Origin of the sequence: Bacillus mesophilum (assembly GCF_008923265.1) — a bacterium.
Taxonomy (GTDB): domain Bacteria; phylum Bacillota; class Bacilli; order Bacillales; family Cytobacillaceae; genus Cytobacillus; species Cytobacillus mesophilum.
In genome coordinates, this window is the sequence record NZ_WBOT01000013.1 from 24,041 (window position 1) to 47,770 (window position 23,730).

23 protein-coding genes are annotated in these 23,730 nt (G+C 39.1%); 21 read left to right on the forward strand and 2 right to left on the reverse strand.

Features of this window, described 5'->3' with window-relative positions; translation table 11 throughout:
* Nucleotides 1–13 precede the first annotated feature (13 nt).
* From F7732_RS21525 to lpdA, 3 genes are read left to right on the forward strand one after another with little or no spacing between them, the layout of a single operon-like run.
* Nucleotides 14–1,000 carry an alpha-ketoacid dehydrogenase subunit beta gene (locus F7732_RS21525; RefSeq protein ID WP_151576081.1) on the forward strand — a complete coding sequence of 329 codons (987 nt, stop codon included), beginning with the start codon at nucleotides 14–16 and terminating at the stop codon, nucleotides 998–1,000.
* A 15-nt stretch (nucleotides 1,001–1,015) separates the two neighbouring features.
* Complete coding sequence (locus F7732_RS21530) at nucleotides 1,016–2,335, forward strand: dihydrolipoamide acetyltransferase family protein (protein ID WP_151576082.1); 1,320 nt, start codon at nucleotides 1,016–1,018, stop codon at nucleotides 2,333–2,335.
* Nucleotides 2,336–2,350: 15 nt separating this feature from the next.
* Nucleotides 2,351–3,727, forward strand: a complete 1,377-nt coding sequence (lpdA, locus tag F7732_RS21535; protein ID WP_151576083.1) for a dihydrolipoyl dehydrogenase — start codon at nucleotides 2,351–2,353, stop codon at nucleotides 3,725–3,727.
* A 145-nt stretch (nucleotides 3,728–3,872) separates the two neighbouring features.
* Here the strand turns inward: lpdA and F7732_RS21540 are convergent, their stop codons facing one another.
* Nucleotides 3,873–4,346 (reverse strand): NUDIX domain-containing protein, encoded by a 474-nt coding sequence (locus F7732_RS21540; RefSeq protein WP_151576084.1) that lies wholly within the window; start codon nucleotides 4,344–4,346, stop codon nucleotides 3,873–3,875.
* Between the two features lie 251 nt (nucleotides 4,347–4,597).
* Here F7732_RS21540 and F7732_RS21545 point away from each other — a divergent pair, with 251 nt between their 5' ends.
* The 18 genes from F7732_RS21545 to F7732_RS21630 all read left to right on the forward strand — a co-directional run bounded on the left by F7732_RS21545 (nucleotide 4,598) and on the right by F7732_RS21630 (nucleotide 23,194).
* On the forward strand, nucleotides 4,598–5,878 hold the full coding sequence (locus tag F7732_RS21545) for an NAD(P)H-dependent oxidoreductase (protein WP_151576085.1): 1,281 nt from the start codon (nucleotides 4,598–4,600) through the stop codon (nucleotides 5,876–5,878).
* A gap of 25 nt (nucleotides 5,879–5,903) precedes the next feature.
* Nucleotides 5,904–6,338: a transcriptional regulator GutM gene (locus F7732_RS21550; RefSeq protein ID WP_151576086.1), complete on the forward strand. Its 435-nt coding sequence runs from the start codon at nucleotides 5,904–5,906 to the stop codon at nucleotides 6,336–6,338.
* Between the two features lie 91 nt (nucleotides 6,339–6,429).
* Nucleotides 6,430–6,945 carry a PTS glucitol/sorbitol transporter subunit IIC gene (gene srlA / locus F7732_RS21555; RefSeq protein ID WP_151576087.1) on the forward strand — a complete coding sequence of 172 codons (516 nt, stop codon included), beginning with the start codon at nucleotides 6,430–6,432 and terminating at the stop codon, nucleotides 6,943–6,945.
* Between the two features lie 30 nt (nucleotides 6,946–6,975).
* Nucleotides 6,976–8,001 carry a PTS glucitol/sorbitol transporter subunit IIB gene (gene srlE / locus F7732_RS21560; protein ID WP_151576088.1) on the forward strand — a complete coding sequence of 342 codons (1,026 nt, stop codon included), beginning with the start codon at nucleotides 6,976–6,978 and terminating at the stop codon, nucleotides 7,999–8,001.
* Between the two features lie 36 nt (nucleotides 8,002–8,037).
* Nucleotides 8,038–8,394 carry a PTS glucitol/sorbitol transporter subunit IIA gene (locus tag F7732_RS21565; RefSeq protein WP_151576089.1) on the forward strand — a complete coding sequence of 119 codons (357 nt, stop codon included), beginning with the start codon at nucleotides 8,038–8,040 and terminating at the stop codon, nucleotides 8,392–8,394.
* A gap of 25 nt (nucleotides 8,395–8,419) precedes the next feature.
* Nucleotides 8,420–9,355 (forward strand): sugar-binding transcriptional regulator, encoded by a 936-nt coding sequence (locus F7732_RS21570; protein ID WP_151576090.1) that lies wholly within the window; start codon nucleotides 8,420–8,422, stop codon nucleotides 9,353–9,355.
* 84 nt (nucleotides 9,356–9,439) lie between these two features.
* Nucleotides 9,440–11,443 carry a transketolase gene (tkt, locus tag F7732_RS21575; RefSeq protein WP_151576091.1) on the forward strand — a complete coding sequence of 668 codons (2,004 nt, stop codon included), beginning with the start codon at nucleotides 9,440–9,442 and terminating at the stop codon, nucleotides 11,441–11,443.
* A gap of 232 nt (nucleotides 11,444–11,675) precedes the next feature.
* The gene (locus F7732_RS21580; protein WP_151576092.1) at nucleotides 11,676–12,632 is read left to right on the forward strand and encodes a sugar-binding transcriptional regulator; all 957 of its coding nucleotides are present in this window, start codon (nucleotides 11,676–11,678) and stop codon (nucleotides 12,630–12,632) included.
* Nucleotides 12,633–12,672: 40 nt separating this feature from the next.
* Nucleotides 12,673–13,098 carry a cupin domain-containing protein gene (locus F7732_RS21585; protein WP_161598933.1) on the forward strand — a complete coding sequence of 142 codons (426 nt, stop codon included), beginning with the start codon at nucleotides 12,673–12,675 and terminating at the stop codon, nucleotides 13,096–13,098.
* A 575-nt stretch (nucleotides 13,099–13,673) separates the two neighbouring features.
* A complete protein-coding gene (locus F7732_RS21590) occupies nucleotides 13,674–14,402 on the forward strand; it encodes a MurR/RpiR family transcriptional regulator (RefSeq protein WP_151576094.1) in 729 nt (242 codons plus the stop codon).
* A 123-nt stretch (nucleotides 14,403–14,525) separates the two neighbouring features.
* Nucleotides 14,526–16,001, forward strand: coding sequence for a glycoside hydrolase family 1 protein (locus F7732_RS21595; RefSeq protein ID WP_151576095.1), 1,476 nt, complete (start codon nucleotides 14,526–14,528; stop codon nucleotides 15,999–16,001).
* The gene (locus F7732_RS21600) at nucleotides 15,998–16,306 is read left to right on the forward strand and encodes a PTS sugar transporter subunit IIB (protein WP_080844359.1); all 309 of its coding nucleotides are present in this window, start codon (nucleotides 15,998–16,000) and stop codon (nucleotides 16,304–16,306) included. Before F7732_RS21595 ends, F7732_RS21600 begins: the two co-directional genes overlap by 4 nt.
* A 23-nt stretch (nucleotides 16,307–16,329) precedes the next feature.
* Nucleotides 16,330–17,676 (forward strand): PTS sugar transporter subunit IIC, encoded by a 1,347-nt coding sequence (locus tag F7732_RS21605; RefSeq protein WP_151576096.1) that lies wholly within the window; start codon nucleotides 16,330–16,332, stop codon nucleotides 17,674–17,676.
* Nucleotides 17,677–17,722: 46 nt separating this feature from the next.
* The gene (locus F7732_RS21610) at nucleotides 17,723–17,986 is read left to right on the forward strand and encodes a hypothetical protein (RefSeq protein WP_151576097.1); all 264 of its coding nucleotides are present in this window, start codon (nucleotides 17,723–17,725) and stop codon (nucleotides 17,984–17,986) included.
* A 14-nt stretch (nucleotides 17,987–18,000) separates the two neighbouring features.
* Nucleotides 18,001–18,912, forward strand: coding sequence for an ROK family protein (locus F7732_RS21615; RefSeq protein WP_151576098.1), 912 nt, complete (start codon nucleotides 18,001–18,003; stop codon nucleotides 18,910–18,912).
* The gene (locus F7732_RS21620) at nucleotides 18,900–19,211 is read left to right on the forward strand and encodes a PTS sugar transporter subunit IIA (RefSeq protein ID WP_066442941.1); all 312 of its coding nucleotides are present in this window, start codon (nucleotides 18,900–18,902) and stop codon (nucleotides 19,209–19,211) included. The genes F7732_RS21615 and F7732_RS21620 overlap by 13 nt, the downstream gene beginning before the upstream one ends.
* Before the next feature lie 12 nt (nucleotides 19,212–19,223).
* Nucleotides 19,224–20,552 (forward strand): 6-phospho-beta-glucosidase, encoded by a 1,329-nt coding sequence (locus tag F7732_RS21625; protein WP_151576099.1) that lies wholly within the window; start codon nucleotides 19,224–19,226, stop codon nucleotides 20,550–20,552.
* A 1,463-nt stretch (nucleotides 20,553–22,015) separates the two neighbouring features.
* Nucleotides 22,016–23,194: an MDR family MFS transporter gene (locus F7732_RS21630; protein ID WP_151576100.1), complete on the forward strand. Its 1,179-nt coding sequence runs from the start codon at nucleotides 22,016–22,018 to the stop codon at nucleotides 23,192–23,194.
* Nucleotides 23,195–23,251: 57 nt separating this feature from the next.
* Here F7732_RS21630 and F7732_RS21635 read toward each other — a convergent pair whose 3' ends face one another.
* Nucleotides 23,252–23,596, reverse strand: a complete 345-nt coding sequence (locus tag F7732_RS21635; RefSeq protein ID WP_151576101.1) for a hypothetical protein — start codon at nucleotides 23,594–23,596, stop codon at nucleotides 23,252–23,254.
* Between the last annotated feature and the right edge of the window lie 134 nt (nucleotides 23,597–23,730).

The window sequence follows — 23,730 nt, forward strand, 5'->3', positions numbered from 1 at the left end:
GAGGTTAATAGAGATGACCACAAGAGAAATAACGTATTTAGAAGCCGTTCGAGAAGCAATGAGCCAGGAAATGAGGGCAAATGAAGATGTCTTTATACTTGGAGAAGATATTGGTGTTTATGGTGGAGCCTTTGGTGTAACAAGAGGGATGATTGAAGAATTTGGTCCAGAACGGGTTAGAAATACACCGATTTCAGAAGCAGCCATCGCAGGCGCAGCGGTCGGTTCTGCTCTTACAGGCATGAGACCAATTCTGGAATTGCAGTTCTCTGACTTTATTACAATAGCAATGGATCAGATTGTCAATCAGGCAGCTAAAACACGATATATGTTTGGCGGCAAAGGCAAAGTGCCAATGGTATTAAGGACTCCTGCAGGTTCGGGAACAGGTGCAGCGGCACAGCATTCACAGAGCTTAGAAGCATGGATGGCTCATATTCCAGGCTTAAAGGTAGTTCAGCCTTCTACTGCGTATGATGCAAAAGGGTTATTAAAAGCAGCTATGGATGATGATAACCCAGTTATTTTCTACGAACATAAATTACTCTATAAAACTAGCTCTAATGTTCCTGAAGAATCTTACAAAATTGAATTAGGGAAAGCAGATATTAAAAGAGAAGGAACTGATGTAACCATTGTTGCAACCGCTATCATGGTTCATAAAGCATTGGAAGCAGCGGAAGAACTTGCAAAAGAAGGCATCAATGCAGAGGTGATTGATCCTCGTACGATTGTTCCGCTGGATAAGGAGACGATCATACAATCTGTTAAAAAGACCGGCAAACTTATTGTCGTGCATGAAGCTGTAAAACGTGGCGGAATCGGTGGAGAAATTGTCGGAGTGATAGCAGAAAGTGAAGCTTTTGATTATTTAGACGCACCTATTATCCGTCTTGGCGGAAAGGAAGTGCCAATTCCTTATAATCCAAATCTGGAAAAGGCTGCTATTCCGCAAGTACCAGATATTATCGCTGCGGTGAAAAAGACTGTGAGAAAATAATAAGGAGCGTACATGATGGCTAAAGAAATTTTCATGCCAAAATTGAGCAGCACCATGTCAGTTGGCACCCTCATTCAATGGTTTAAAGAAGAAGGAGATCCAGTAGAAATTGGAGAACCGCTTTTTGAAATATTAACAGATAAAATTGAGATAGAAGTAGAAGCTTACGAAGAAGGAATATTATTAAAAAAGTATTTTAAGCAGGATGATGAAGTCCCTGTTAACCAAGTCATTGGCTATATTGGTGAAGCTGATGAGCAGGTGCCAGACTCTTCTCCAGGTCAATCAGTATCAGAACATAATGAAAGTGATGAAGAGATTGAACAATCCCAGTCTGTTGCAGCGGAACAATCTTCAAAACCTGAAGAAAAAGTTCGGGCTACTCCAGCAGCCAGAAGGATAGCAAAAGAAAACGATATGAATCTGTCGATTATTCAAGGTAGCGGTCCTAATGGCAGAATTCAGCAGCAGGATTTGCTGGACTATTTGAATTTAGATGCAGAGCAAGTGAAAATTACTCCACTTGCTAATAAAATGGCTAAAGAGCATGAGATTGACATAAGCACTTTAAAGGGCACAGGAAGTAATGGGAAAATTACAAAGCAGGATATTATGCTGACATCGGCAGAATCACAGACTGCTGTGACAAGTACACGCCGCAAAATGTCCGGAATTAGAAAGGTTATTTCTAAAAGAATGCTGCATAGTGTACAGAGCGTGCCGCATGTCACGTTAACATCTGAAATTGATATGACAAATATAAAAGAGCTGCGCCAGTCACTGCTTCCAATTATTGAAAAGCAAACGGATTTGCGGATCACTTATACAGATATCCTGGTTAAAGCGTTAGGAAGTGCGATGACCCGCCATCCGCAAATGAATGTTTCGATTGATGGAGATGAAATTATTCAGCACAGCTCAGTAAACATTGGAGTAGCTGTGGCGATCGAAGACGGACTGATTGTTCCGGTCATTCATGATGCTGCTCATAAAGGACTTGCTGAAATCGTTAAACAATCGAAGCAGCTTGGAAAATTAGCCAGAAGCAATCAGCTTACATCTGAAAACTTAACAGGCGCTACCTTTACAATTAGCAATCTGGGAATGTATGCAATCGATGCATTTACTCCAATCATAAATTTACCTGAAATAGCCATCTTAGGTGTCGGCCGAATTCACGAGAAACCTATTGTTGTAGATGGATCCATAGAAGTCAGATCAATGATGGCAGTTAGTTTGTCCTTTGACCATAGAGCAATAGACGGTGCTCCGGCAGCTGCCTTTTTAACAGAATTGAAGCAAATCCTGGAGAATCCTTATGAATTACTCGTTTAAAGGGGTGAAGAGACAATGAAAAAATATGATCTTGTCGTGATCGGCGGGGGCCCGGGAGGATATGTATCTGCTCTTCATGCGGCTGAAACGGGAAAAAAAATAGCTTTAATTGAAGCTGATTTTGTTGGAGGAACTTGCTTAAATAGAGGCTGTATTCCTTCCAAAACCTATTTAAAGCATAGCGAAGTCATAGAACAAATCAAAAAAGCAAAAGAATGGGGAATTGAAACAGAGTCCTTAACGTTTTCTTTCCCAAAATTAAAAAAACGAAAAGACGATGTGATTCAAAGGCTGCGAAGAGGAATTTCATATCTGCTCAAGGAAGGCAAAATTGACGTCTATCAAGGATATGGCTACATCCAGTCTAATGGTTCTGTAAGGGTGCAGGAGACAGAGAACGAAAAGTATCTTCAGGCGGAGAAAATCATCGTTGCTACAGGTTCTATGCCAGCTGTACCTCCTATAGAAGGCTTATTAGAAGTCAGTTATGAGACAAGTGACACCATATTTGACTTAACAGGAATACCAGAATCCTTAATCATTATAGGTGGCGGCGTCATTGGCGTCGAACTGGCTACAATATTCGCTTCCCTTGATACAAAAGTAACAATCATTGAATCTGCGGAAATGATCCTGCCCTCTGAAGATCAGGAGGCAGCATCCTATTTAAAGCGGGAGCTGGAAAAGAAAAATATAAATATACGCACAAAAACACTGGTCAAAAAAGTGGAAGAAATAAATAACAATAAAAAAGTACATTGTGAATCTAATGGACAGAGTATACAATTTGATGCTTCTCATATCTTAGTTTGCACAGGCAGGAGCCCCAATTTGTCTGCAGTAAAAGAGATTGGGCTGGACACAGACGGACCTTTTATTAAAGTGAATAAAAAAATGGAAACGAGTATGCCAAATGTTTATGCAATTGGAGATGTGATCGGGGGATATCAGTTAGCTCATGCAGCTAGTGCTGAAGGAATCATTGCGGTTAATAATGCATTTGGCGGAAATGAAATGATGAACAATCATGTGATGCCGCGCTGTGTTTATACGAAACCAGAAATCGCCGCAGTTGGATTAAATGAAGAAGAAGCGAAGAAAAAAGGCTTGGATTTCGAGGTTGTAAAATATGATTTCGTTAAAAGCGGGAAGGCATGGAGCAGCGGAGCCCCGGAAGGTTTTACAAAAATGATTGTTGATAAGAAATATGGTGAAATTCTAGGCACCGTTATGGTAGGAGAACATGTAACCGAAATGATCTCTGAGGCATCTGCATTCATGTATTTAGAAGGAACCATTGAGGAAGCTGCAAAAATGATCCATCCGCACCCAACCATTTCAGAAACATTCAATGAAGCAGCACAAGAAGCAGTTAGGATTTTAAAGAATTGACAATAGACATTTAAATAGATTAGAAGAAGAGCCAGAGACCTAAAACCTTTAACCAACTACGTAACCGAATGATTAGAAGATTTATTTCTAATCATTCGGTTTTTTATTTGCTATTGTTAATTTCCAGGCCATTCCCTCTCTTAGTCTATCTGATAAAAGCTTCCGCCTGATTTTTTAAAGCATCTTCAATCCTGATTTTCTGTGTAATATGCATATTAAGCATATGTAATTGATCAAGCAATACATAAGATACTCTTTTAGATTCATGACTGACAGTTAACTCGCTGGTTAGTGCCTTACATAGGAAACAAATAGAGAATTGCTGCCGTACTTCTCCATCTGAATAAGAAATAACGTGATTTGGATCGCTATAAACACCGATCATTTTTAAAACCTCGATATCAATTCCTGTTTCTTCGTTCACTTCCCTCTTAACTGCTTCCTCAACAGACTCACCTGGATCCACCTGTCCTCCAGGCAAAGACCACTTTCCATTGTCCACCCGCTCCTGAAGTAATATTTCGCTTCCGTCTTCTGACAATATAACGGCTGAAACAGCTGGAACAATGCTATTGGGAATGGGTGCGTGACCATCATAATAGTAATCAACTCTTGTCATCTAAAAAAATCTCCTTTGTCATATAAAAATTTTTAGTTTATTTTCGTTGACACTATAAATTTATCAGACTATAATAAAATCACAAATAACAAATGTTATGAGTTGTGGTAAATGACACGATTTTGACATTGGTTATTAAAAATATCATTTGTTATATTCGTGGTTTAATATCTATTATTTTATCGCATTAAATTGTAAACGCAACCAATATACAAAATGTTGCGAAAAAATAGCGCATTGGAGGAATTAAAATGTCAGTGTATCAACAGCTTTTAGTAAGAGAAAAACAGCAAAACCCAATTAAGGTAGGAATTATTGGAGCCGGGCAAATGGGCTTTGGACTAATCTCTCAAATTTCCCGGATTCCCGGAATGGTAGTTGGCGGAATTTGTGATGTGAACTTAGAAAATGCGAATAGAGCAAAAGACTTTTATCGTTCTCAGGAAAAAAGAGCAATTGATACGATTGTTTCAACTGATTACCGCGCAATCATTCAATCTCAGAATGTAGAAGTTGTAGTAGATGCAACTGGAGTACCTGAAGTTGGAGCTAATATTTCTTTAGAAGCTTTAAGATCTAAGAAGCATCTAGTTCTTCTGAATGTAGAAGTAGATATAACGATCGGGTCGGTTATGAATCAATTATTTACTTCAGCTGGCCTCGTTTACACAGGTTCAGCTGGTGATGAGCCGGCAGCAATCGTTGAACTGTACGAATTCGCTAAGACAATGGGCTTAGAAGTTGTTGTTGCTGGTAAAGGGAAAAATAACCCGCTGATTCCAACAGCAAATCCTGATACTTGTGCAGCAGAAGCAAAACGAAAAAATATGAGTGCTCACATGCTGGCTGCTTTCCAGGATGGAACAAAAACAATGGCAGAAATGAACCTTTTGAGTAATGCTATTGGGCTTATTCCTGACAAAGTAGGCATGCATGGAGTTGAAGCCAACTTAGATAACGTTGCAGATATCCTTAATACAAAAGAAAATGGCGGAGTTCTTGAGAAAACAGGCGTTGTCGATTATGTTAACGGTCTTGCGCCAGGGGTCTTTGTTATTGTGAAGAGTGAATTAGAGCCAGTAGATGAAGAGCTGCGCTACTTATTGAAAGTTAGTGAAAACCATGGTTCACACTATACTTTATATCGCCCTTACCATCTGGCAAGTCTTGAAACACCTGTAACGATCGCTAAAGCGGTATTAAATCATGATACATCCATTCATCCACTGGGAGCACCGATTTCAGAGACAGTTACAGTAGCTAAACGAGATATTAAAGCGGGAGAAACACTGGACGGAATTGGCGGCTACTCTGTAAGAGGTGTTTTAGAAACACATGAAGATATGAAAACAAACGGACACATTCCAATAGGTTTAATCAGCGGTAAAGTTGTAGCTAAGAAAGATATCCGAGAAGGACAGTTTTTAACTGAAGATGATATTGAACTAGATCCAACAACTACGGTTTGGAAACTTAGATCACTGCAGGATCATCTGTTTTCAGGAGGAAACGTTTCTGAGATTATTAAGTAATTTTTTGCGGGAGGAGAGATAACAAATGCAATTAATCCTTATAGCATGCGGCATCTTGGTAATGAATTATATTCTGACTTTTTTCCAGGTCAGAAGCTACAAAAAATCAATGGAAACAATGATTAAGAAGTATAAAGGCAAACAAGGTTATTATCTGTTCTCTGGTCAATCAAGAAGAAAACTTGGTGCCGGTTCAATTGCCATGCTTGTTGTTGATGAAAATTATATGGTCATGGAATGCCAAGTGATGAAAGGGATTACTGTACTTTCCACTTTTAAAGAAATTGAAAAGTATAAAGGTCTCCATGTAGGCTCCATGCTCGATTCTCTTCATGAATCAGCAAAACAAGAGAAAAAATCAAAAAAGAAACAAAAAATGCCTGCTATAAGTGATGCTCTGAATACAGCTGCAGAAAGTGCATTGTTATCCATCTCTCGAAAAGCTATGCCAAATGCCTAAATGTTGAAAAATATAGCAGCTTCCTTGCAAAGCCGACGGAGGAAGCTGCTTCTTTCAAAATAGGAAAATACGAACAAAGGGGTGTGTGACCATGGAATGGATTCAATGGTTTGGAGAACACTTTATTGGAATGTTTAATGCTGGTGGAGAACAGTTTATGGGACTGCTTACGGGAATTGTTCCTACACTTGTCGTATTATTAACCTTTACTTATGCAATGATTAAGTTTATTGGGGAAGAAAGAGTAACAAGAGTAATTAAGTTTGCATCCAAATATACGGTTCTGAGATATACATTAATGCCGATCTTATCTATACTCCTTCTTACTAATCCAATGGCATATACATTTGGAAGATTTGTAGAAGAAAAGCAAAAACCTGCATTTTATGATTCGCTCGTTTCTTTTTTACACCCAGTAACAGCATTGTTTCCTTATGCAAACGCAGGTGAGCTTTTCGTCTATCTAGGAATTGCTAACGGCTTAACACAAGCTGGATATGCGACTTCAGAATTAGCAGTCAGATTTTTCTTGGTAGGTATAGTAGTTATGTTCCTTAGAGGAATTATCACTGAACAAATTACAAAATACTTGGCAAATCGGATGTAAGCGCATTCTACTGAGAAGGGGAGATGAACGATGGCATATAAAGCTGTCTTTGTAGATAAAGGTTCAGGCGGTTGGGGAAAAGGGCTAACAATAGAGCCAAAAGGTAAAAAAGTGAAAGTAGTTTCTATTACTGGCGGAGGTATTCACCCTGTCGCAAGAAGAATTGCAGAATTAGCAAATACAGAAGCGATTGATGGTTTTAAAAACTCTGTACCAGAAGATGAAATGATGTGTGTGGTCATTGACTGTGGCGGTACAGCCAGGATTGGATTATATCCAATGAAAAGAATTCCTACAGTAGATATTTTAGGATCTTCGCCTTCAGGCCCGCTAGCTAAGCATATTACCGAAGATATCTTTGTTTCTGGTGTGACAGAAAAAGAGATTTCAATTGCAGATGGTGCCGGTTCTGCTGCTGCTGAAAAGGAAGAGAATGCTGAGGAATCTAATAGCAGATTTGATACATCTGATAAAGAAAAATTCCAAGAAGAATACAAAAAGGTCAAACAAGAGCAGCAAGGAAGCAATGAAAATTTCTTAATGCGTTTTTCTAAAGGAATTGGTAAAGTAACAGGTACGTTTTATCAAGCAGGTCGAGACTCGATCGAAATGTTATTGAAGAATATTATCCCATTTATGGCCTTCGTCAGCATGCTGATTGGTATAATCAATTATACTGGCATTGGCGATATCATTGCGAATACAATGTCACCGCTGGCAAGTTCCATTTGGGGTTTAATCGTGATCGTTATTATTTGTACGATCCCATTATTATCACCAGTTCTTGGACCTGGTGCAGTAATCGCTCAAGTTATTGGGGTACTAATCGGAAGTCAGATTGCATTAGGGAATATTCCTCCCCACTTTGCGCTTCCAGCACTATTTGCCATTAACGGTCAAGTAGGTGCAGACTTTGTTCCTGTAGGTTTATCACTTGGGGAAGCTAAGCCTGAAACGGTACAATATGGTGTTCCAGCTGTATTATACAGCCGCTTAATCACAGGTGTTTTAGCTGTTGTTATCGCTTACTTTGCTAGCTTTGGCATGTATAATTAAAATTGTATGATTAAAATGAATACAGGGGGTAATACAATGAGTAAATCAATTATCAAAGAAGTTGGTCCATTAGTTCCTAGTTTTGAAGCGGAAAAGGTAGTTATATTATTCGGTCCTTCGGCTCCAGCGGAGTTACGGGAGATTTCAGTTATTCATGAGCAGGAAGCAGTTGCAGATGATTTTATCCAAGAGGGCGGAAAGTTTATTGTAGGCAATAAAGAATACACTGTTACAGCTGTTGGTTCTGCAGCCAATGCAAATTTCAAAGAGTTAGGCCATATTTCAATCTATTTTCAAGAGCCTGACGGAGATGTTCTGCCTGGAGCCGTTTTTGTTAGTCCTTCTGAATTTCCTGTATTTAATGAAGGAGAAGAAATTAAATTCACTAAATAAAGAATGAATAGAATGGATGATTTATATGTCCTCACTTGAAGATAGAAGGTTGTTGGTCAAAGTGGCCAATATGTATTATGAAGAAGGAGCAACTCAGTCAGAAATTGCTAAATCAATCGGGGTAAGCCGATCGCTTATTTCTAAATATCTGGCAAAAGCAAAAGAATCAGGAGTCGTTGAAATCATTATACATGATGATGAAGCACATCCGTATATGGCTCTTGAATCAAAGGTTGAGCGAAGATATGACCTGAGAGAAGTGGTTTGTGTTTCGAGTGGAGAAGGAGAGAGTGTTAAGGCTCGCTTAGGTGCTGCTGCAAGCAAGTACTTATTGCGAATCATAAAGGATGGTCAAACGATCGGGATTTCATCTGGAACAACACTGAATGAAGTAGCAAAATCTCTTCCCAGTCAGCATTTTTCTGGGCTCACCATTGTTCCGCTCGTTGGCGGGATGGGGGATGAACGGGTAGACATCCACTCTAACAGTATTGTTGCAAAAGTAGCGGAGAGTTTTCATGCTGACTATAAGTTGTTGCATGCACCTGTGCTGGTAGATTCAAAAGAGGCGAAAGAAGTTATTGTACAACAATCTTTCATTAAAACCATTTTTGATATTGCCAGTAAATCGGATATTGCAGTAGTAGGGATTGGCGGTACACCTGAACACTCTACAATGGTGAAATCGTATCTGCACCAAGTGAACCAAAAGGAGTTTAATTATGAAGGGATTGTGGGAGATATTTGCTACAATTTTATTGACCGTAATGGTGAAGCATTCTCCAATCCGTGGAATGATAAGGTCATTACAATGGAGTTGGAAAATCTAAAGAAGATTCCTTTGGTTATTGGTGTTGCAAGCGGTAAGGAAAAAGTCGAAGCCATTCGGACTTCACTGTTCGCCAAACTAATTGATGTTCTTATTACAGATGAAAATACAGCAAAAGAATTATTAGATTGAAGCAACTAGGAAATGAGGTGATGAAGTAACATATCACCTCATTATTTATTATCTTATTCTGTTAGTTAATAGGGGGAGTTTAAAGTGACAAAATTCTTAGATCAGCTGTCCATTGATACGATACGTACACTTTCAATAGACAGCGTTGAAAAAGCGAATTCGGGTCATCCGGGGATGCCAATGGGTGCAGCGCCAATGGCTTATACACTTTGGACAAAGTTTATGAATCAAAATCCATCAGATCCTAATTGGTTTAATAGAGATCGATTTGTGTTATCTGCGGGGCACGGATCGATGCTTTTATATAGTCTTCTTCACTTGTCTCATTATGATTTATCAATGGATGAGTTAAAGTCTTTCCGCCAATGGGGAAGTAAAACACCTGGTCACCCGGAATATGGACATACACCAGGCGTGGATGCAACAACAGGGCCGCTTGGTCAAGGTGTTGCAACTGCTGTGGGGATGGCCATGGCCGAAAAGCATTTAGCAGCTCGGTACAATAGGGACGATTACTCCATAATTGATCATTTTACATATGTTATTTGCGGAGATGGGGATTTAATGGAAGGAGTCTCCTCAGAGGCGTCTTCACTAGCAGGTCACTTAGGACTGGGAAAACTGATTGTTTTATACGATTCAAATGATATTTCACTAGATGGAGACTTACATAAATCTTTTTCTGAAAGTGTTGAAAACCGTTATAAGGCCTATGGCTGGCAAGTCATTCGAGTTGAAGATGGAAATAATGTGGCCGAAATTTCTTCTGCCATACAAGAAGCACAAAAAGATTTTGATCGCCCCACTCTAATAGAGGTGAAAACAACAATTGGATTTGGCTCACCCAATAAATCAGGAAAATCGGTTTCGCATGGCGCCCCACTTGGTTTTGAGGAAGCCGAATTGACAAAGAAATTTTATGGATGGGAATATGAGACATTTTATGTTCCTGAAGAAGTATACAAACATTTTGAATTAGAAGTACACGAAGCAGGTAAAGCCAAGCAGGAAGATTGGAATTCTGCTTTTGAATCCTATTCAAAGAAATATCCTGAACTGGCAGCAGATCTCGAGAAGGCAATTACTCAAAAGCTGCCAATGGAACTGGAGACAAAATTAACAACGTATGAAGTTGGAAAGTCTATGGCGACAAGGGCATCTTCAGGCAAGACGATTAATGAAATAGCAGAGATGGTTCCGTTCTTCTTTGGAGGATCTGCTGACTTAGCTGGCTCTAATAAAACTTATATGAATCAAAAAGGTGATTTCTCTAAGTTAGATGCCAGCGGTAAAAACATATGGTATGGTGTGCGTGAGTTTGCTATGGGCGCAGCAATGAATGGTATCGCTCTGCACGGGGGATTAAAAACATATGCCGGTACTTTCTTTGTATTTTCAGATTACCTAAGACCAGCCATTCGCCTGGCAGCATTAATGAAATTACCTGTTACCTATGTGTTCACACACGATAGTATTGCGGTTGGAGAGGACGGTCCTACACATGAACCTGTAGAACAATTAGCAGCATTGCGTTCAATGCCTGGACTTTCTGTGATCCGTCCTGCCGATGGAAATGAATCTACAGCAGCTTGGAAAATTGCTTTAGAATCAAGTGATACACCAACAGCGCTAGTACTATCACGACAAGACCTTCCTATATTAGAAGGAACAGTTGAAGGAGTCCACGATAAGGTTGCAAAAGGAGCATATGTTATATCACCAAGTAAAGGAGAAGAAGCAGATGTCCTTTTACTGGCTTCCGGTTCAGAAGTCAGCTTGGCAATAAAGGCTAAAAATGCTCTTTCTGCAGAAGGAATTGATGTTTCAGTTGTCAGTATGCCTTCTTGGGATCGTTTTGACAAACAGTCTTCTGTCTATAAGGAATCCGTTTTACCAAGAAATATAACAAAAAGAGTTGCAATTGAAATGGGCACATCATTTGGCTGGGAAAGGTATCTCGGCTTTGATGGTGAAATCATTTCCATTGATACATTTGGAGCATCTGCACCAGGAGATAAGGTTGTAGCAGAATACGGCTTTACTGTAGAAAATGTTGTGGATAAAGTGAAGCAGCATCTCTCAAAGTAAGTGTCAGCAGAAAAAGTTACATTTTAGAATTAAAATTTCATAACCGAAGCCATTCTAATGTGGTTTCGGTTTTTGATTAGAAAATATAAGATAGCGGAAGTTCTCTCTATTGTTTAGTTAAAGCCCATGATGTTTTCATACAACATACCACGGTCAGTGCTTTTCCATGAAGCGTGTTGTAAAATGAAGATATTAGGAAATGTTGGGCAGTATTAAAGGAGAGAATAGAAGAATGGACTGGCAGGAAAAACGTTACATGGTGAAAGTTTGCAGTATGTATTATCATGATGGGCTCACTCAAGCAGAAATCGCAAAAAAATTAGGTGTGTCCAGACCCGTTATTTCTAAATTGCTTCAAAGAGCTAAAGACGAGGGGATTGTGCGAGTATATATAATGGAAGAAAGTGTTCGCACGGTTGAATTAGAGAGAGAATTGGAAGATAAGTTCGAACTGGCTGATGCTGTTGTAATCCCGCATAATGGATTATCTGGAGAAATGGCAAGACGTGCTATTGGACAAGCTGCTGCACATTATATTTCACAAAATCTAAAAAATGTCGAAAATATTGGAATCTCTTGGGGAGAAACGCTGGCTCATTTCGTCAATGAATTTCCTTTCTTGAAAAAAGGTGATATTACCGTTGTCCCATTAGAAGGCGGGATGGGAATTAAAAATGTAAATATACATGCGAATCAGCTTGCGAATGAACTTGCAAAAAAATTGCATGGCAATTGTACTTACCTATATGCTCCTGCAATCGTCGAAAACGAAGAATTAAAGCAGCGATTAATGTCAACTCAAGATATACAAGCTGTATTGGAGATTGCCCGAGCCGTAGATATCGCGATTGTTGGAATAGGAAATCCTTTCGAAGATTCAACTCTAAGAAAAGTAGGATATATAGAAGAACAGGATCTAAGGGAGTTAGAAAAGAAGGAAGTTGCTGGTGACATTGGTTTTCGCTTTTTTAATATCAATGGTCAATCTATCAACGACTCTCTTACATCCAAAATTATTGGTGTGGAATTAGAAGAATTTAAAGAAATTAAAAAGGTCATTTGTATTGTAGAAGGAACCCATAAGGTAGATAGTTTGCTTGGAGCTCTTAGAGGCGGATTTATTGATATCTTAATTACAGATGAAATGACAGCCAGTGCTTTAATGAGTAAGGACACTGCTGGATTGTAAATAGTATTTGAACTAAATGATCGTCCAGAGGGAGGTACTTATGGATAAGAAAATGTTTATTGTTAAGAATGATGAAATTCAAGATGCCCTACTCAATAGTACAAGACAATATTTAACAGGCAAGTTAGCACTCCCGCAAGAGTTAAATTACTTTGAAGATGATAAATTGGAAATTGGCATTACATCCTACTCTGATGCATCTGCAGAAATGCCGCATTATCATACAAAAGCACATGAATATCAGTTTTTAGTCAGCGGTGTAACAGAGTATCTTGATCTTGATACAGGTGAAACCTACAGATTTGAGCAAGGAGATTTTTACGTAACTCCTCCAGGGATTAAGTATGCGCAAAGATCACTGCCAGGTACAACCATATTTTTTATCAAGTCACCAGGCGGAAATGACAAAGTCTCGATAGAAACAACACAAGAAGTAAGAGAATGGATGAATCAGCAAGTTAAATAAGCAGGTAATAAAAGAGGCTGGGACATAAGTATTTAACACACCTATTGAACCGAATGGTAAGGAAGGTCATCTTTCTAATCATTCGGTTTTTTATTTATAATTATAAAATATTTTTTATTTACATGAGTGAAATGGAGCGGAGGGCCCTCGACTCCTGCGGGCTGCAGAGCAAAGGGTGAGACCCCGCAGGAACGAAGTGACGAGGAGGCTCAGCTTGCTCCCCGCGGAAAGCGAGGGTCCGCAGCGCAATGGAACGGTCTTGATTAAATACCGAAACCAAGATATTGAATATTCGTGTTTTAGAAATAATAATTTCGTTTTGTCCCAGCCTCTTTTATTTTTGAAATTATTCACACGTAATGGAGGTAATGCCCCACGTATTGATGAGAGAGATAACTTGATTAAAACAAATAATTTAGCATATTCCCCGGCAGTCTGAAATTACTTAGACCCCATGAAAGAGGAATACATGAATAAAAATCGAAATATAAAGCAAATACTTCTGATTTTGTACATGGAATGAAAGCTGCAATTATGTAAGAAAGTGTAAGTGCTTCTTACGGAAGGAGGACAAAATGTTTTCAAACAAAATCATCTCATCGTTTAATGAAATGGAATGCTCGTTATACAAATATGTCATAACAAATGCTGAAAAGGTCACTTATATGAGAATCAGAGAATTGGCAGATGAAACACATGTATCGACTTCATCTATTTTGCGTTTCTGCAGAAAGCTGGATTGCGAGGGGTTTTCAGAGTTTAAAGTGAAACTTAAGCTCTATATTGCGAAAAACCAGCCTGAAGAGTTAAAAAGCACTCAGCATGCCCTGTCAGAATTTGTTGAACGGACGTTAAAAGGCAACTTTGAGTCTTATATAAAAGAGACAGCTTCCTTTATTTCTAAAGCAGAAAGTGTGATTTTTTTAGGTATTGGCAGCTCAGGAATTATGGCGGAATATGGGTCACGCTATTTGTCCAGTCTTGGGAAGTTCTCTCTTTATATTAAAGACCCTTTCTTTCCTATTCATTCAAAATACTCTAATGATAGTGTAACCATTGCCCTCAGTGTCTCTGGAGAAACAATGGAAATCATTGATTTAATAAAAAAATTAAAGGAAGAAGGCAGTACAATTGTGAGCATCACCAATCATAAAGATTGCACGATTGCCAGAATTTCAGATTTAAATATCTCTTACTATGTCACAGAAGAATACCGGAGCAAATCGAATATAACTACGCAAATTCCAGTTGTCTATTTACTGGAAACGATCGCCAAGGAAATTTATAAACAGGCTAACAGTTAAGGAACATCCTGTTTCAGTCTTGGAACAAGTAACAATATATGATACAAAATACAAATTTTAAAATTTGTATTTACTCTTTAAATGAAAGCGTATACAATATTGTATATAGAAAGAGGTGATTAAATGATCCATACAACTAAAAAAAATTTTCCAAGCGACTTTTTATGGGGATCTGCCTCGGCTGCATATCAAGTTGAGGGAGCATGGAATGCAGATGGCAAAGGGCCTTCTGTCTGGGATATCTATACTAAGCTTGAAGGAACAACGTATGAGGGAACGAATGGTGATGTAGCGGTTGACCATTATCATCGCTACAAGGAAGATGTTGCATTAATGGCAGAAATGGGTTTAAAAGCTTACAGATTTTCTGTTTCTTGGAGCCGCATATATCCAAACGGGACCGGAGAAGTGAATGAAGCTGGTTTACAGTTTTATGATGATTTAATAAATGAACTGATGCAGCATGGGATTGAACCGATTTTAACGGTATATCATTGGGATGTTCCACAGGCACTTATGGATCGATATGGCGCATGGGAATCCAGAGAAATTATCGAAGACTTTAATGAGTACTGTATAACTTTATACAAAAGGTTCGGCGACAGAGTGAAGTATTGGGTGACTTTAAATGAACAGAATGTTTTTATTGGGCTAGGATATCGTACAGGACTTCATCCGCCAGGAGTCAGGGATGATAAAAGAATGTACGATGCAAATCATATTGCCAATCTGGCTAATGCGAAAGCGATTCAATCTTTTCGAAGGTATGTACCTGACGGAAAAGTAGGTCCGAGTTTTGCATTTGGTCCAACGTATCCATACTCATGTCATCCAGATCATATTCTTGCCTATGAAAATGCGGAGGATCTGAACAACCACTGGTGGCTGGATATATATTGCTGGGGAACATATCCTAAGGTCAGTCTGAATTATCTGCAGGAGATTGGTGAAGCACCGACGATCTTAGATGGAGATATGGAGCTTCTTGCTTATGGACGCCCGGATTTTATTGGTGTGAATTATTATCGTTCAGGCACTGTGGAAATGAATCCTTTAGACGGCATTGGCATTGGGGCGATGAATACGACAGGAAAAAAAGGCACATCAGAAGAAAGCGGAATACCCGGGTTATATAAATCAAAAAGAAATCCGCATCTTGAAGCAACAAACTGGGATTGGGAAATTGATCCTGAAGGGTTGCGAATTGGTCTTAGAAGGCTGACAAGCCGGTATGGATTGCCGATTTTAATTACCGAAAACGGTCTCGGTGAGTATGACACGCTGTTAGAAGGAGAATATGTTTTAGATGACTATCGGATCGACTATATAAAGGCACATGTAGAAGCCTGCCGAAATGCAATTAGCGATGGTGTGGACCTGCTTGGATATTGTACTTGGTCCTTTACAGATATTTTAAGCTGGCTGAATGGTTATAAAAAACGCTATGGGTTTGTGTATGTGAACCGGGATGAACATAGTGAAAAAGATCTGCGCCGGATTAAGAAGAAAAGCTTTTATTGGTATAAGCAAGTCATAGAAACGAACGGAAATAACTTACAGAATATTCCGTCGGAGATATTGAAGGAGGAGCATCAATGAAAAAAATCTTATTAGTTTGTGCAGCTGGAATGTCCACCAGCCTGCTGGTTAACAAAATGAATGAAGCAGCCAGCGGCAAAGGTGTTGAAATAGATATAGTTGCTCTGCCTGTATCTGAATGTGAAAAAGCAGCCGCAGAAGTAGATGTTGTCCTGCTTGGTCCTCAGGTCAGGTATCAGAAATCTCAGGTGGACGCTATGGTAGGAGGGAGGGTGCCGGTAGAAGTAATCGATATGAGGGCTTATGGAACCATGAATGGAGGAGCAGTACTTGAAAGAGCCTTGGAGCTGATAGATGGAAAATAAAAAAAGAATATAGGGGGTAAATCATGGGATTCATGGATCGCTTTGAACGTGTAATGGAAAAGGCGCTTGTGCCAGTAGCAGCAAAGCTGAATTCTCAGCGTCATATTGTCGCCATTCGGGATGCGTTTATATTGGCATTTCCGATCACGCTTGCTGGATCATTAATTGTTCTATTAAACTTTGCGGTGCTTGCACCAGATGGCTTTATTGCTAAGATGCTATTTTTGCATAAATTATTTCCTAATCTGGCAGATTTTCAGCAGGTTTTTGCACCTGTCTTAAATGGTTCAACTAGTATTCTATCAATTTTCATCGTCTTTCTGATAGCGAGGAATATAGCCATTGCTTTAAAGGCCGATGATTTGTTGTGTGGACTGACGGCTTTATCTGTATTTTTTATCGTATATCCTGAATATATCATTGTGGATGGTGCAAGCCTTCTATCTACCCAATGGGTAGGTGCTCAAGGATTATTCGTGGCGATGCTGATTGGTTTGCTCGTAGGAGAAGTTTTCAGTAAGCTGTCAAAAGCAAAGAGGCTGCAGATTAAAATGCCTGCTTCTGTGCCTCCTGCAATTTCAAGAACGTTTCTAGTACTTTTCCCGATTGTAATCATTACAATTCTTTTCTCAATTGGTAACGCTATCATCTTAGCGATTTTCCCAGATGGCATTCATGCATTAATCTACACATTAATTCAAACGCCTTTAAAAGATTTAGGCACGAATATTGTTTCTTTGGTCATCTTAGCGATTGTTTCTAACTTGCTTTGGGTGTTTGGTATTCATGGACCAAATACGATTGCAGCTATACGTGAGGGCATGTTTGCAGAAGCTGGTCTTGAAAATTTAGAGTTTGTTGCAGCAAATGGAACAGCATGGGGAGCGCCGTATCCTGTTACTTGGGCCATTAATGATGCTTTTGCCAACTACGGCGGATCTGGAATGACGCTAGGATTAATTATCGCCATCTTTATTGCCTCAAGAAGGAAAGACTATCGGGATATCGGAAAGCTTTCCATCGCACCAGGTCTCTTTAATATTAATGAACCGATCATTTTCGGGTTGCCGGTTGTGTTAAATCCAATCTTAATTGTGCCTTTTATCCTTGTACCTGCGATTAATATCATCATCGGATATATAGCGATCACGACAGAGCTCATACCGCCGATTGCGTATTCGGTTCCATGGACCACTCCAGGACCGCTGATCGCCTTCTTTGGCACAGGCGGAAACTGGCTAGCGTTAATTATAGGGTTTTTGTGCTTAGCGATTTCTACACTCATTTACCTGCCATTTGTTATTGCGGCAAATAAAGCAGCGAATGCTCAGAAATCAGTTGAAACGGATACAAAGAATGTATCTATGTAATTGTATTTAAATGATGGTGCTCCCGCCATGATCAGATGGCGGGAGCATGAAGAATAAGGATCGGAAGGAGAAAACGATGGAAACCTATCACGTGCAAATGAACTGTGGGCAAATCTCGTATATTTGTGATTTTTTTAAAGATTACAAGGATGATCATGTGACAACCGAACTGCAATCCTCTAATAGGGTCCAAGCGGTTTTTTCTGTTTCAACTGAACTAAAGAAGGATGATACAGAAAGACATTTAAAACAAGTATTCAAAGAATCAAAGTTTGGACCAGGTCTTTATTATTCCATGAAAGTGCTGTAGAAGGAGTGGTAGGTTTGTATGCAGCTTTTGATATAGGCGGTACAGAAGTGAAGTATGCAATGCTTTCGGTGGATGGAGATTTTTTTCATAGAGGAAGCTTCCTAACAGAAAGAGACAATGGACAATTGATTTTAAATCAAATGCTGGATGTAATATCACACTATAAGGATTTAAAAGGAATAGCCATTAGTGCACCAGGATTTGTGAATGCTTACACAGGCTTTATCGAAAAAGGCGGAGCCATAACAGATTTTGATGGTTTTAACATGAAGGACTATTTAGAAGACAAAACGGGATTACCTGTCACCGTTGAAAATGATGTCAATTGTGTGGCACTTGCAGAGAAATGGCAGGGAAAAGCAAAAAAGCTTGAACATTTTCTTTGTTTGACGATCGGCACTGGAATCGGCGGGGCAATGGTCCTTGATAATAAACTATATCGAGGAGCATCGTTTGCAGCTGGCGAGTTTGGCTACATGATTACACATGGCCTGCAGGGAAGCTCGATAGATAAAAGTACCTTAAGTTCAACAGCTTCTGTGTATGGCCTGCGAAAAAGGTACGCTGAAATAAAAGGGATTTCAATGAAGGATATAACAGGGGTAGAGATTTTTGAAGCAGCAGACCAAGGAGATGAGGATGCAATCAATGAGATTGAATCCTTTTATGACCATTTATCAACGGGGCTTTACAATCTATATTTTATGTTTAACCCAGAAAAGATTTTAATCGGCGGAGGGATCAGTGCCCGCACAGAGTTATTAGAAGAAGTCCGTCAAAGAGTATGTAAACTGAATGATTATATTGATGAAAACATCATAGATATTTGTCATTTTAAAAATGAAGCTGGATTAATCGGTGCTTTGTACCACCATCTAGAACAATATAAAACTGAAAAAAAGGATGAGACTGTATGGAAGGGTTAGAAGCTGCAGCATTTCAGATTATAAGTAATGTGGGAACAGCAAAAAGTCTTATTATGGAAGCGCTTTTTGCTGCACGGGCAGGAAATTACCAGGAAGCAGAGGAGAAATTAACAGAATCCAAGCAATATATGAACGAAGGGCATCACGCTCATATGGACCTGATTCAGCAGGAGGCATCCGGAGAAAAGCTGCCATTTTCTCTGCTGCTGATGCATGCAGAGGACCAAATGATGAGTGCAGAAACGATCAGGGATTTAGTTTCAGAAATGATTCTTATGTATAAGGAAATGCGAAGCTAAGGAGGAATTATCTTGAAAAAAGGAATTAAAATTGTAACTATTGGCGGAGGTTCAAGCTACACACCGGAGCTTATCGAAGGATTTATTAAAAGATATGATGAGCTTCCAGTAAGAGAGTTGTGGCTTGTTGATATTGAAAAGGGAAAAGAGAAGCTGAATATTGTTGGAAACTTAGCAAAAAGAATGGTAGAAAAAGCCGGTCTGCCGATCGACATTCATCTTACGATAGATCGCCGTGAAGCTTTGAAGGATGCAGACTTTGTCACAACCCAATTTAGAGTAGGGCTGCTGGAGGCTAGAGCAAAAGACGAGCGCATTCCTCTTAAGTATGATGTCATCGGACAGGAAACCAATGGTCCTGGCGGCTTATTTAAAGGGCTGCGCACGATTCCAGTCGTGTTAGATATTTGCCGTGATATGGAAGAGCTATGTCCAGATGCCTGGCTTGTGAACTTTACTAATCCTGCGGGAATGGTGACAGAAGCAGTTCTTCGTTATAGCAATATTAAGAGAGTAGTAGGGCTGTGTAATGTCCCAATTGGAATGAGGATGGGCATAGCAAAAGCTCTTGGAGTTGAGCCAGAGCGAGTTCAAGTAGACTTTGCAGGATTGAATCATATGGTGTTTGGACTGGATGTTTATGTCGATGGAAAAAGCGTACTAGATGAAGTCATCGCTGCCCTCGGCAACCCGGAGAATGAGATGACCATGAAGAATATTGCCGGCTTTGCATGGGATGCCGATTTTATTAAAGGTATGGGTGTCATTCCATGCGGCTACCACCGTTATTATTACAAAACAAATGAAATGCTTCAGGAAGAAAAGGAAGCTTCGTTTGAAAATGGAACGAGAGCAGAAGTTGTTCAAAAGCTTGAAGCTGAACTGTTTGAGCTCTATAAAAATCCAGATCTGGCTATCAAACCTCCTCAGCTGGAGAAACGTGGCGGAGCATATTACAGTGATGCGGCCTGCAGCCTCATCAACTCAATCTATAATGATAAACGTGATATTCAGCCAGTCAACACACGAAACAATGGTGCCATCGCAAGCATTCCAGATGATTCTGCAATTGAAATCAACTGTGTCATTACGAAAGAGGGGCCAAAACCAATTGGAATTGGTGATCTGCCTGTGCCAGTCCGTGGACTTGTACAGCAGATTAAATCGTTTGAAAGAGTTGCTGCAGAAGCGGCTGTTACAGGAAATTACCATACAGCTTTAGTGGCAATGACCATCAATCCACTAGTTCCTTCAGATACGATAGCGAAAAAAATCCTGGATGAAATGCTCGAAGCGCATAAAGAAGACTTGCCACAATTTTTTTCTGAGATTAAATCATAATATTGTTTTGGTAAGAGCTTGAAGCAAAGTATGTAGATGCTTGCTTCAGGCTTTTTTTGTATAATTTTGTATATGCTTTTTGAAAGGATTGAAATGTGGAAGACTTTTGTAGCGCACGTTTATTTTGTGATTTGGTAGTATTTTTAGCAGATTGTTTGTTTTAGTTAGTGCAGCTAGTATGATAACTGGGTGGATAGTGGGATTTGAGGGTTAATGGGACTCTGTAATCAGAAAGTGGGAGTATGCTGTTGTGTTATTTTGGTTGAATGCTACTCGTGCTTCCAACATTTAGGGAAGGAGTCGTAAATCCGGAATAAACAAGACAGTATAATCCAGAATATGGTATATGGTGTCGCAATTCTGAGTTAAACACGACCCAATAATCCAACATGTGGAAAAAGGAGTCGTGATTCCGGAATAAACAAGACATTGAAATCCAGAATATGGTATATAGTGTCGTGATTCTAAGTTAAACACGACTAAATAGTCCAACATATGGAAAAAGGAGTCGTAATTCCGGAATAAACAAGATAGTACAATCCAGAATATGGTATATAGAGTCGTGATTCTGAGTTAAACACGACCCAATAATCCAACATGTGGAAAAAGGAGTCGTGATTCTGAGTTAAACACGACCCAATAATCCAACATGTGGAAAAAGGAGTCGTGATTCCGGAATAAACAAGACAGTATAATCCAGAATATGGTATATAGAGTCGTGATTCTGAGTTAAACACGACCCAATAATCCAACATGTGGAAAAAGGAGTCGTGATTCCGGAATAAACAAGACAGTATAATCCAGAATATGGTATATAGAGTCGTGATTCTGAGTTAAACACAACCCGATAATCCAACATATGGAAAATGGAGTCGTGATTCCTGAATAAACAAGACAGTATAATCCATAATATGGTATATAGTGTCGTAATTCTGAGTTAAATACGACCTTATAATCCAACATATGGAAAAAGAGCCGTGATTTCGGAATAAACGCAACTGCATAATCCATAATATGTTATATAGTGTCCTGATTTTATGATAAACACGAGACATTAGTCCAACATATGGAAACCAGTCTCGTTTATCCGGTTTCTATCCTAAATATAAATTTCAGAAATTCATAATAAGACTAGAATCAACCTAGCCAAAACACAATGATTTTAATACGAGCAACGAATCCCCTCATCTTTTCGCAAAAACAACCGGCTACTTCATTGTGTCTCATTTATCATATTAAAACCTCGAAATGCTGATCTATTTAGACAATTACCACAGAACAAAATGCTTGAAGTCAATGTTTATAAAACGGTCAAGCCTACTTCCTTTTTCTTGTAAAATTCTGAAAATAATGTAAGTAATAAAACCTATTGCAATACATATTAAAAAGACATAGAATTACTTTGGAATTCGAAATATAGCACGTTCTTTAATGAACATTTTATTGTATAAAGGGGGGCGCTTATGCCTCGGGTAGTATGGCTTTTGGTCATCGGAATGGCTGTGAATGTAACCGGTTCTTCTTTTTTATGGCCATTGAATACGATTTACATTCATGATCAGCTTGGTAAGTCTCTCTCAGTTGCTGGACTTGTGCTTATGTTAAATGCTGGTGCAAGTGTGGTCGGCAATCTTATCGGCGGAACTCTTTTTGATAAGATCGGCGGCTTTAAGTCTGTTCTTCTCGGGATAGGTATTACCGTTACGGCGTTAACAGGCCTATCCTTCTGGAATGATTTCTTTGCATATGTTGTCTTTTTAACGATTGTTGGATTTGGCTCGGGAATTGTATTTCCATCCATGTACGCAATGGCAGGGTCTGTGTGGAAGGAAGGCGGTCGAAAAGCGTTTAATGCTATTTATATAGCGCAAAATGCAGGTGTTGCGATTGGTTCTGCTTTAGGCGGATTTGTAGCGTCCTTTTCATTTGATTTAATATTTGCGGCCAATACTTTTATGTATATTATTTTCTTATGTATCGCAGTGTTCGGCTATAAAGGCATTAAAGCTGAAAGTACACAATCCTCTGTAATCGCTGAAAGTGGAGCGATAAAGAATCATACGAAACTATATGCTCTTCTAACATTATGTATAGGCTATTTACTTTGCTGGGTGGGGTATGTGCAGTGGCAATCGACCATCTCAACATATACGCAGGAACTCAATATATCTTTAAGTCATTACAGTTTACTATGGACAGTGAATGGTGCTCTTATTGTGCTAGGACAGCCGCTTATCAGTCCACTTGTTAAAAGAATCAACTCCTTAAAACTTCAAATAAATATTGGAATTATCATATTTATTGTGTCATTTGCTGTAGCCGCTGTTGTTCAGGAGTTTTCAGCATTTATGGCATCCATGGTGATTTTAACGATTGGTGAAATGCTGATCTGGCCTGCTGTTCCAACCATTGCTAATTCTCTTGCTCCTAAAGGCAGAGAAGGTTTTTATCAAGGAATTGTCAACAGCACTGCAACGGGCGGACGCATGATCGGACCACTTCTTGGAGGTTTACTGGTCGACTTCTACGGAATTTCAATGTTATTTATGTTATTAATTGTGCTTCTGGTCGTATCCATTTTTACAACGCTTATTTATGACCGGAAACTGAAGGAAAATAAACAGCTTGCACATGCATCATAAATTTTAAAAAGGACGCTGAATGAGTTTCATTTCACGTCCTTTTTTTACTTTATATGGTTAAGGAAGATCAGCTATGCAGCTGTCATCCTCTATATAAACCGTGTGGCGGAAAAAGCTTTTCAAAAGAATCCACCGTGCTGGATACATGTTGATGAAGGACTGCATGGCTTCATATGAATGGACTAGTAAATAATCTACAGGCTGTCTTGTTTCTTTAATATCATAAAAAAGAGCATGTGGAATGGTGTAATAAGGATTAAGCTGATAAGGATTTAATGTTTTTTCTTTTAAATGCTGTATTTTCATATAATTTGTTAGGCAATTGATTTGTAATTGTTTGCTTTCTGCCTTTGATAAACCTTGTAAACTAAGATTTTCATTGACTAGCATGATCGCATACATATAGAATCACATCCTCACTATATGTTTGGCCTAAAATTCAGCCTGATATACGTTTGTGAAGTAGAAGAACAGTGTTCTTATCAAAAAAAACTTTATGAATTTGACTTGGTCTTTATCAAAGGTTGTGAAGAGTC

What these genes read in the sequence shown, in the direction of transcription:
- F7732_RS21525 (WP_151576081.1), top strand. Translation starts at nt 14, where the DNA reads ATGACCACAAGAGAAATAACGTATTTAGAAGCCGTTCGAGAAGCAATG.
- F7732_RS21530 (WP_151576082.1), top strand. Translation starts at nt 1,016, where the DNA reads ATGGCTAAAGAAATTTTCATGCCAAAATTGAGCAGCACCATGTCAGTT.
- lpdA (WP_151576083.1), top strand. Translation starts at nt 2,351, where the DNA reads ATGAAAAAATATGATCTTGTCGTGATCGGCGGGGGCCCGGGAGGATAT.
- F7732_RS21540 (WP_151576084.1), bottom strand. Translation starts at nt 4,346, where the DNA reads ATGACAAGAGTTGATTACTATTATGATGGTCACGCACCCATTCCCAAT.
- F7732_RS21545 (WP_151576085.1), top strand. Translation starts at nt 4,598, where the DNA reads ATGTCAGTGTATCAACAGCTTTTAGTAAGAGAAAAACAGCAAAACCCA.
- F7732_RS21550 (WP_151576086.1), top strand. Translation starts at nt 5,904, where the DNA reads ATGCAATTAATCCTTATAGCATGCGGCATCTTGGTAATGAATTATATT.
- srlA (WP_151576087.1), top strand. Translation starts at nt 6,430, where the DNA reads ATGGAATGGATTCAATGGTTTGGAGAACACTTTATTGGAATGTTTAAT.
- srlE (WP_151576088.1), top strand. Translation starts at nt 6,976, where the DNA reads ATGGCATATAAAGCTGTCTTTGTAGATAAAGGTTCAGGCGGTTGGGGA.
- F7732_RS21565 (WP_151576089.1), top strand. Translation starts at nt 8,038, where the DNA reads ATGAGTAAATCAATTATCAAAGAAGTTGGTCCATTAGTTCCTAGTTTT.
- F7732_RS21570 (WP_151576090.1), top strand. Translation starts at nt 8,420, where the DNA reads ATGTCCTCACTTGAAGATAGAAGGTTGTTGGTCAAAGTGGCCAATATG.
- F7732_RS21580 (WP_151576092.1), top strand. Translation starts at nt 11,676, where the DNA reads ATGGACTGGCAGGAAAAACGTTACATGGTGAAAGTTTGCAGTATGTAT.
- F7732_RS21585 (WP_161598933.1), top strand. Translation starts at nt 12,673, where the DNA reads ATGGATAAGAAAATGTTTATTGTTAAGAATGATGAAATTCAAGATGCC.
- F7732_RS21590 (WP_151576094.1), top strand. Translation starts at nt 13,674, where the DNA reads ATGTTTTCAAACAAAATCATCTCATCGTTTAATGAAATGGAATGCTCG.
- F7732_RS21595 (WP_151576095.1), top strand. Translation starts at nt 14,526, where the DNA reads ATGATCCATACAACTAAAAAAAATTTTCCAAGCGACTTTTTATGGGGA.
- F7732_RS21600 (WP_080844359.1), top strand. Translation starts at nt 15,998, where the DNA reads ATGAAAAAAATCTTATTAGTTTGTGCAGCTGGAATGTCCACCAGCCTG.
- F7732_RS21605 (WP_151576096.1), top strand. Translation starts at nt 16,330, where the DNA reads ATGGGATTCATGGATCGCTTTGAACGTGTAATGGAAAAGGCGCTTGTG.
- F7732_RS21610 (WP_151576097.1), top strand. Translation starts at nt 17,723, where the DNA reads ATGAAGAATAAGGATCGGAAGGAGAAAACGATGGAAACCTATCACGTG.
- F7732_RS21620 (WP_066442941.1), top strand. Translation starts at nt 18,900, where the DNA reads ATGGAAGGGTTAGAAGCTGCAGCATTTCAGATTATAAGTAATGTGGGA.
- F7732_RS21630 (WP_151576100.1), top strand. Translation starts at nt 22,016, where the DNA reads ATGCCTCGGGTAGTATGGCTTTTGGTCATCGGAATGGCTGTGAATGTA.
- F7732_RS21635 (WP_151576101.1), bottom strand. Translation starts at nt 23,596, where the DNA reads ATGTATGCGATCATGCTAGTCAATGAAAATCTTAGTTTACAAGGTTTA.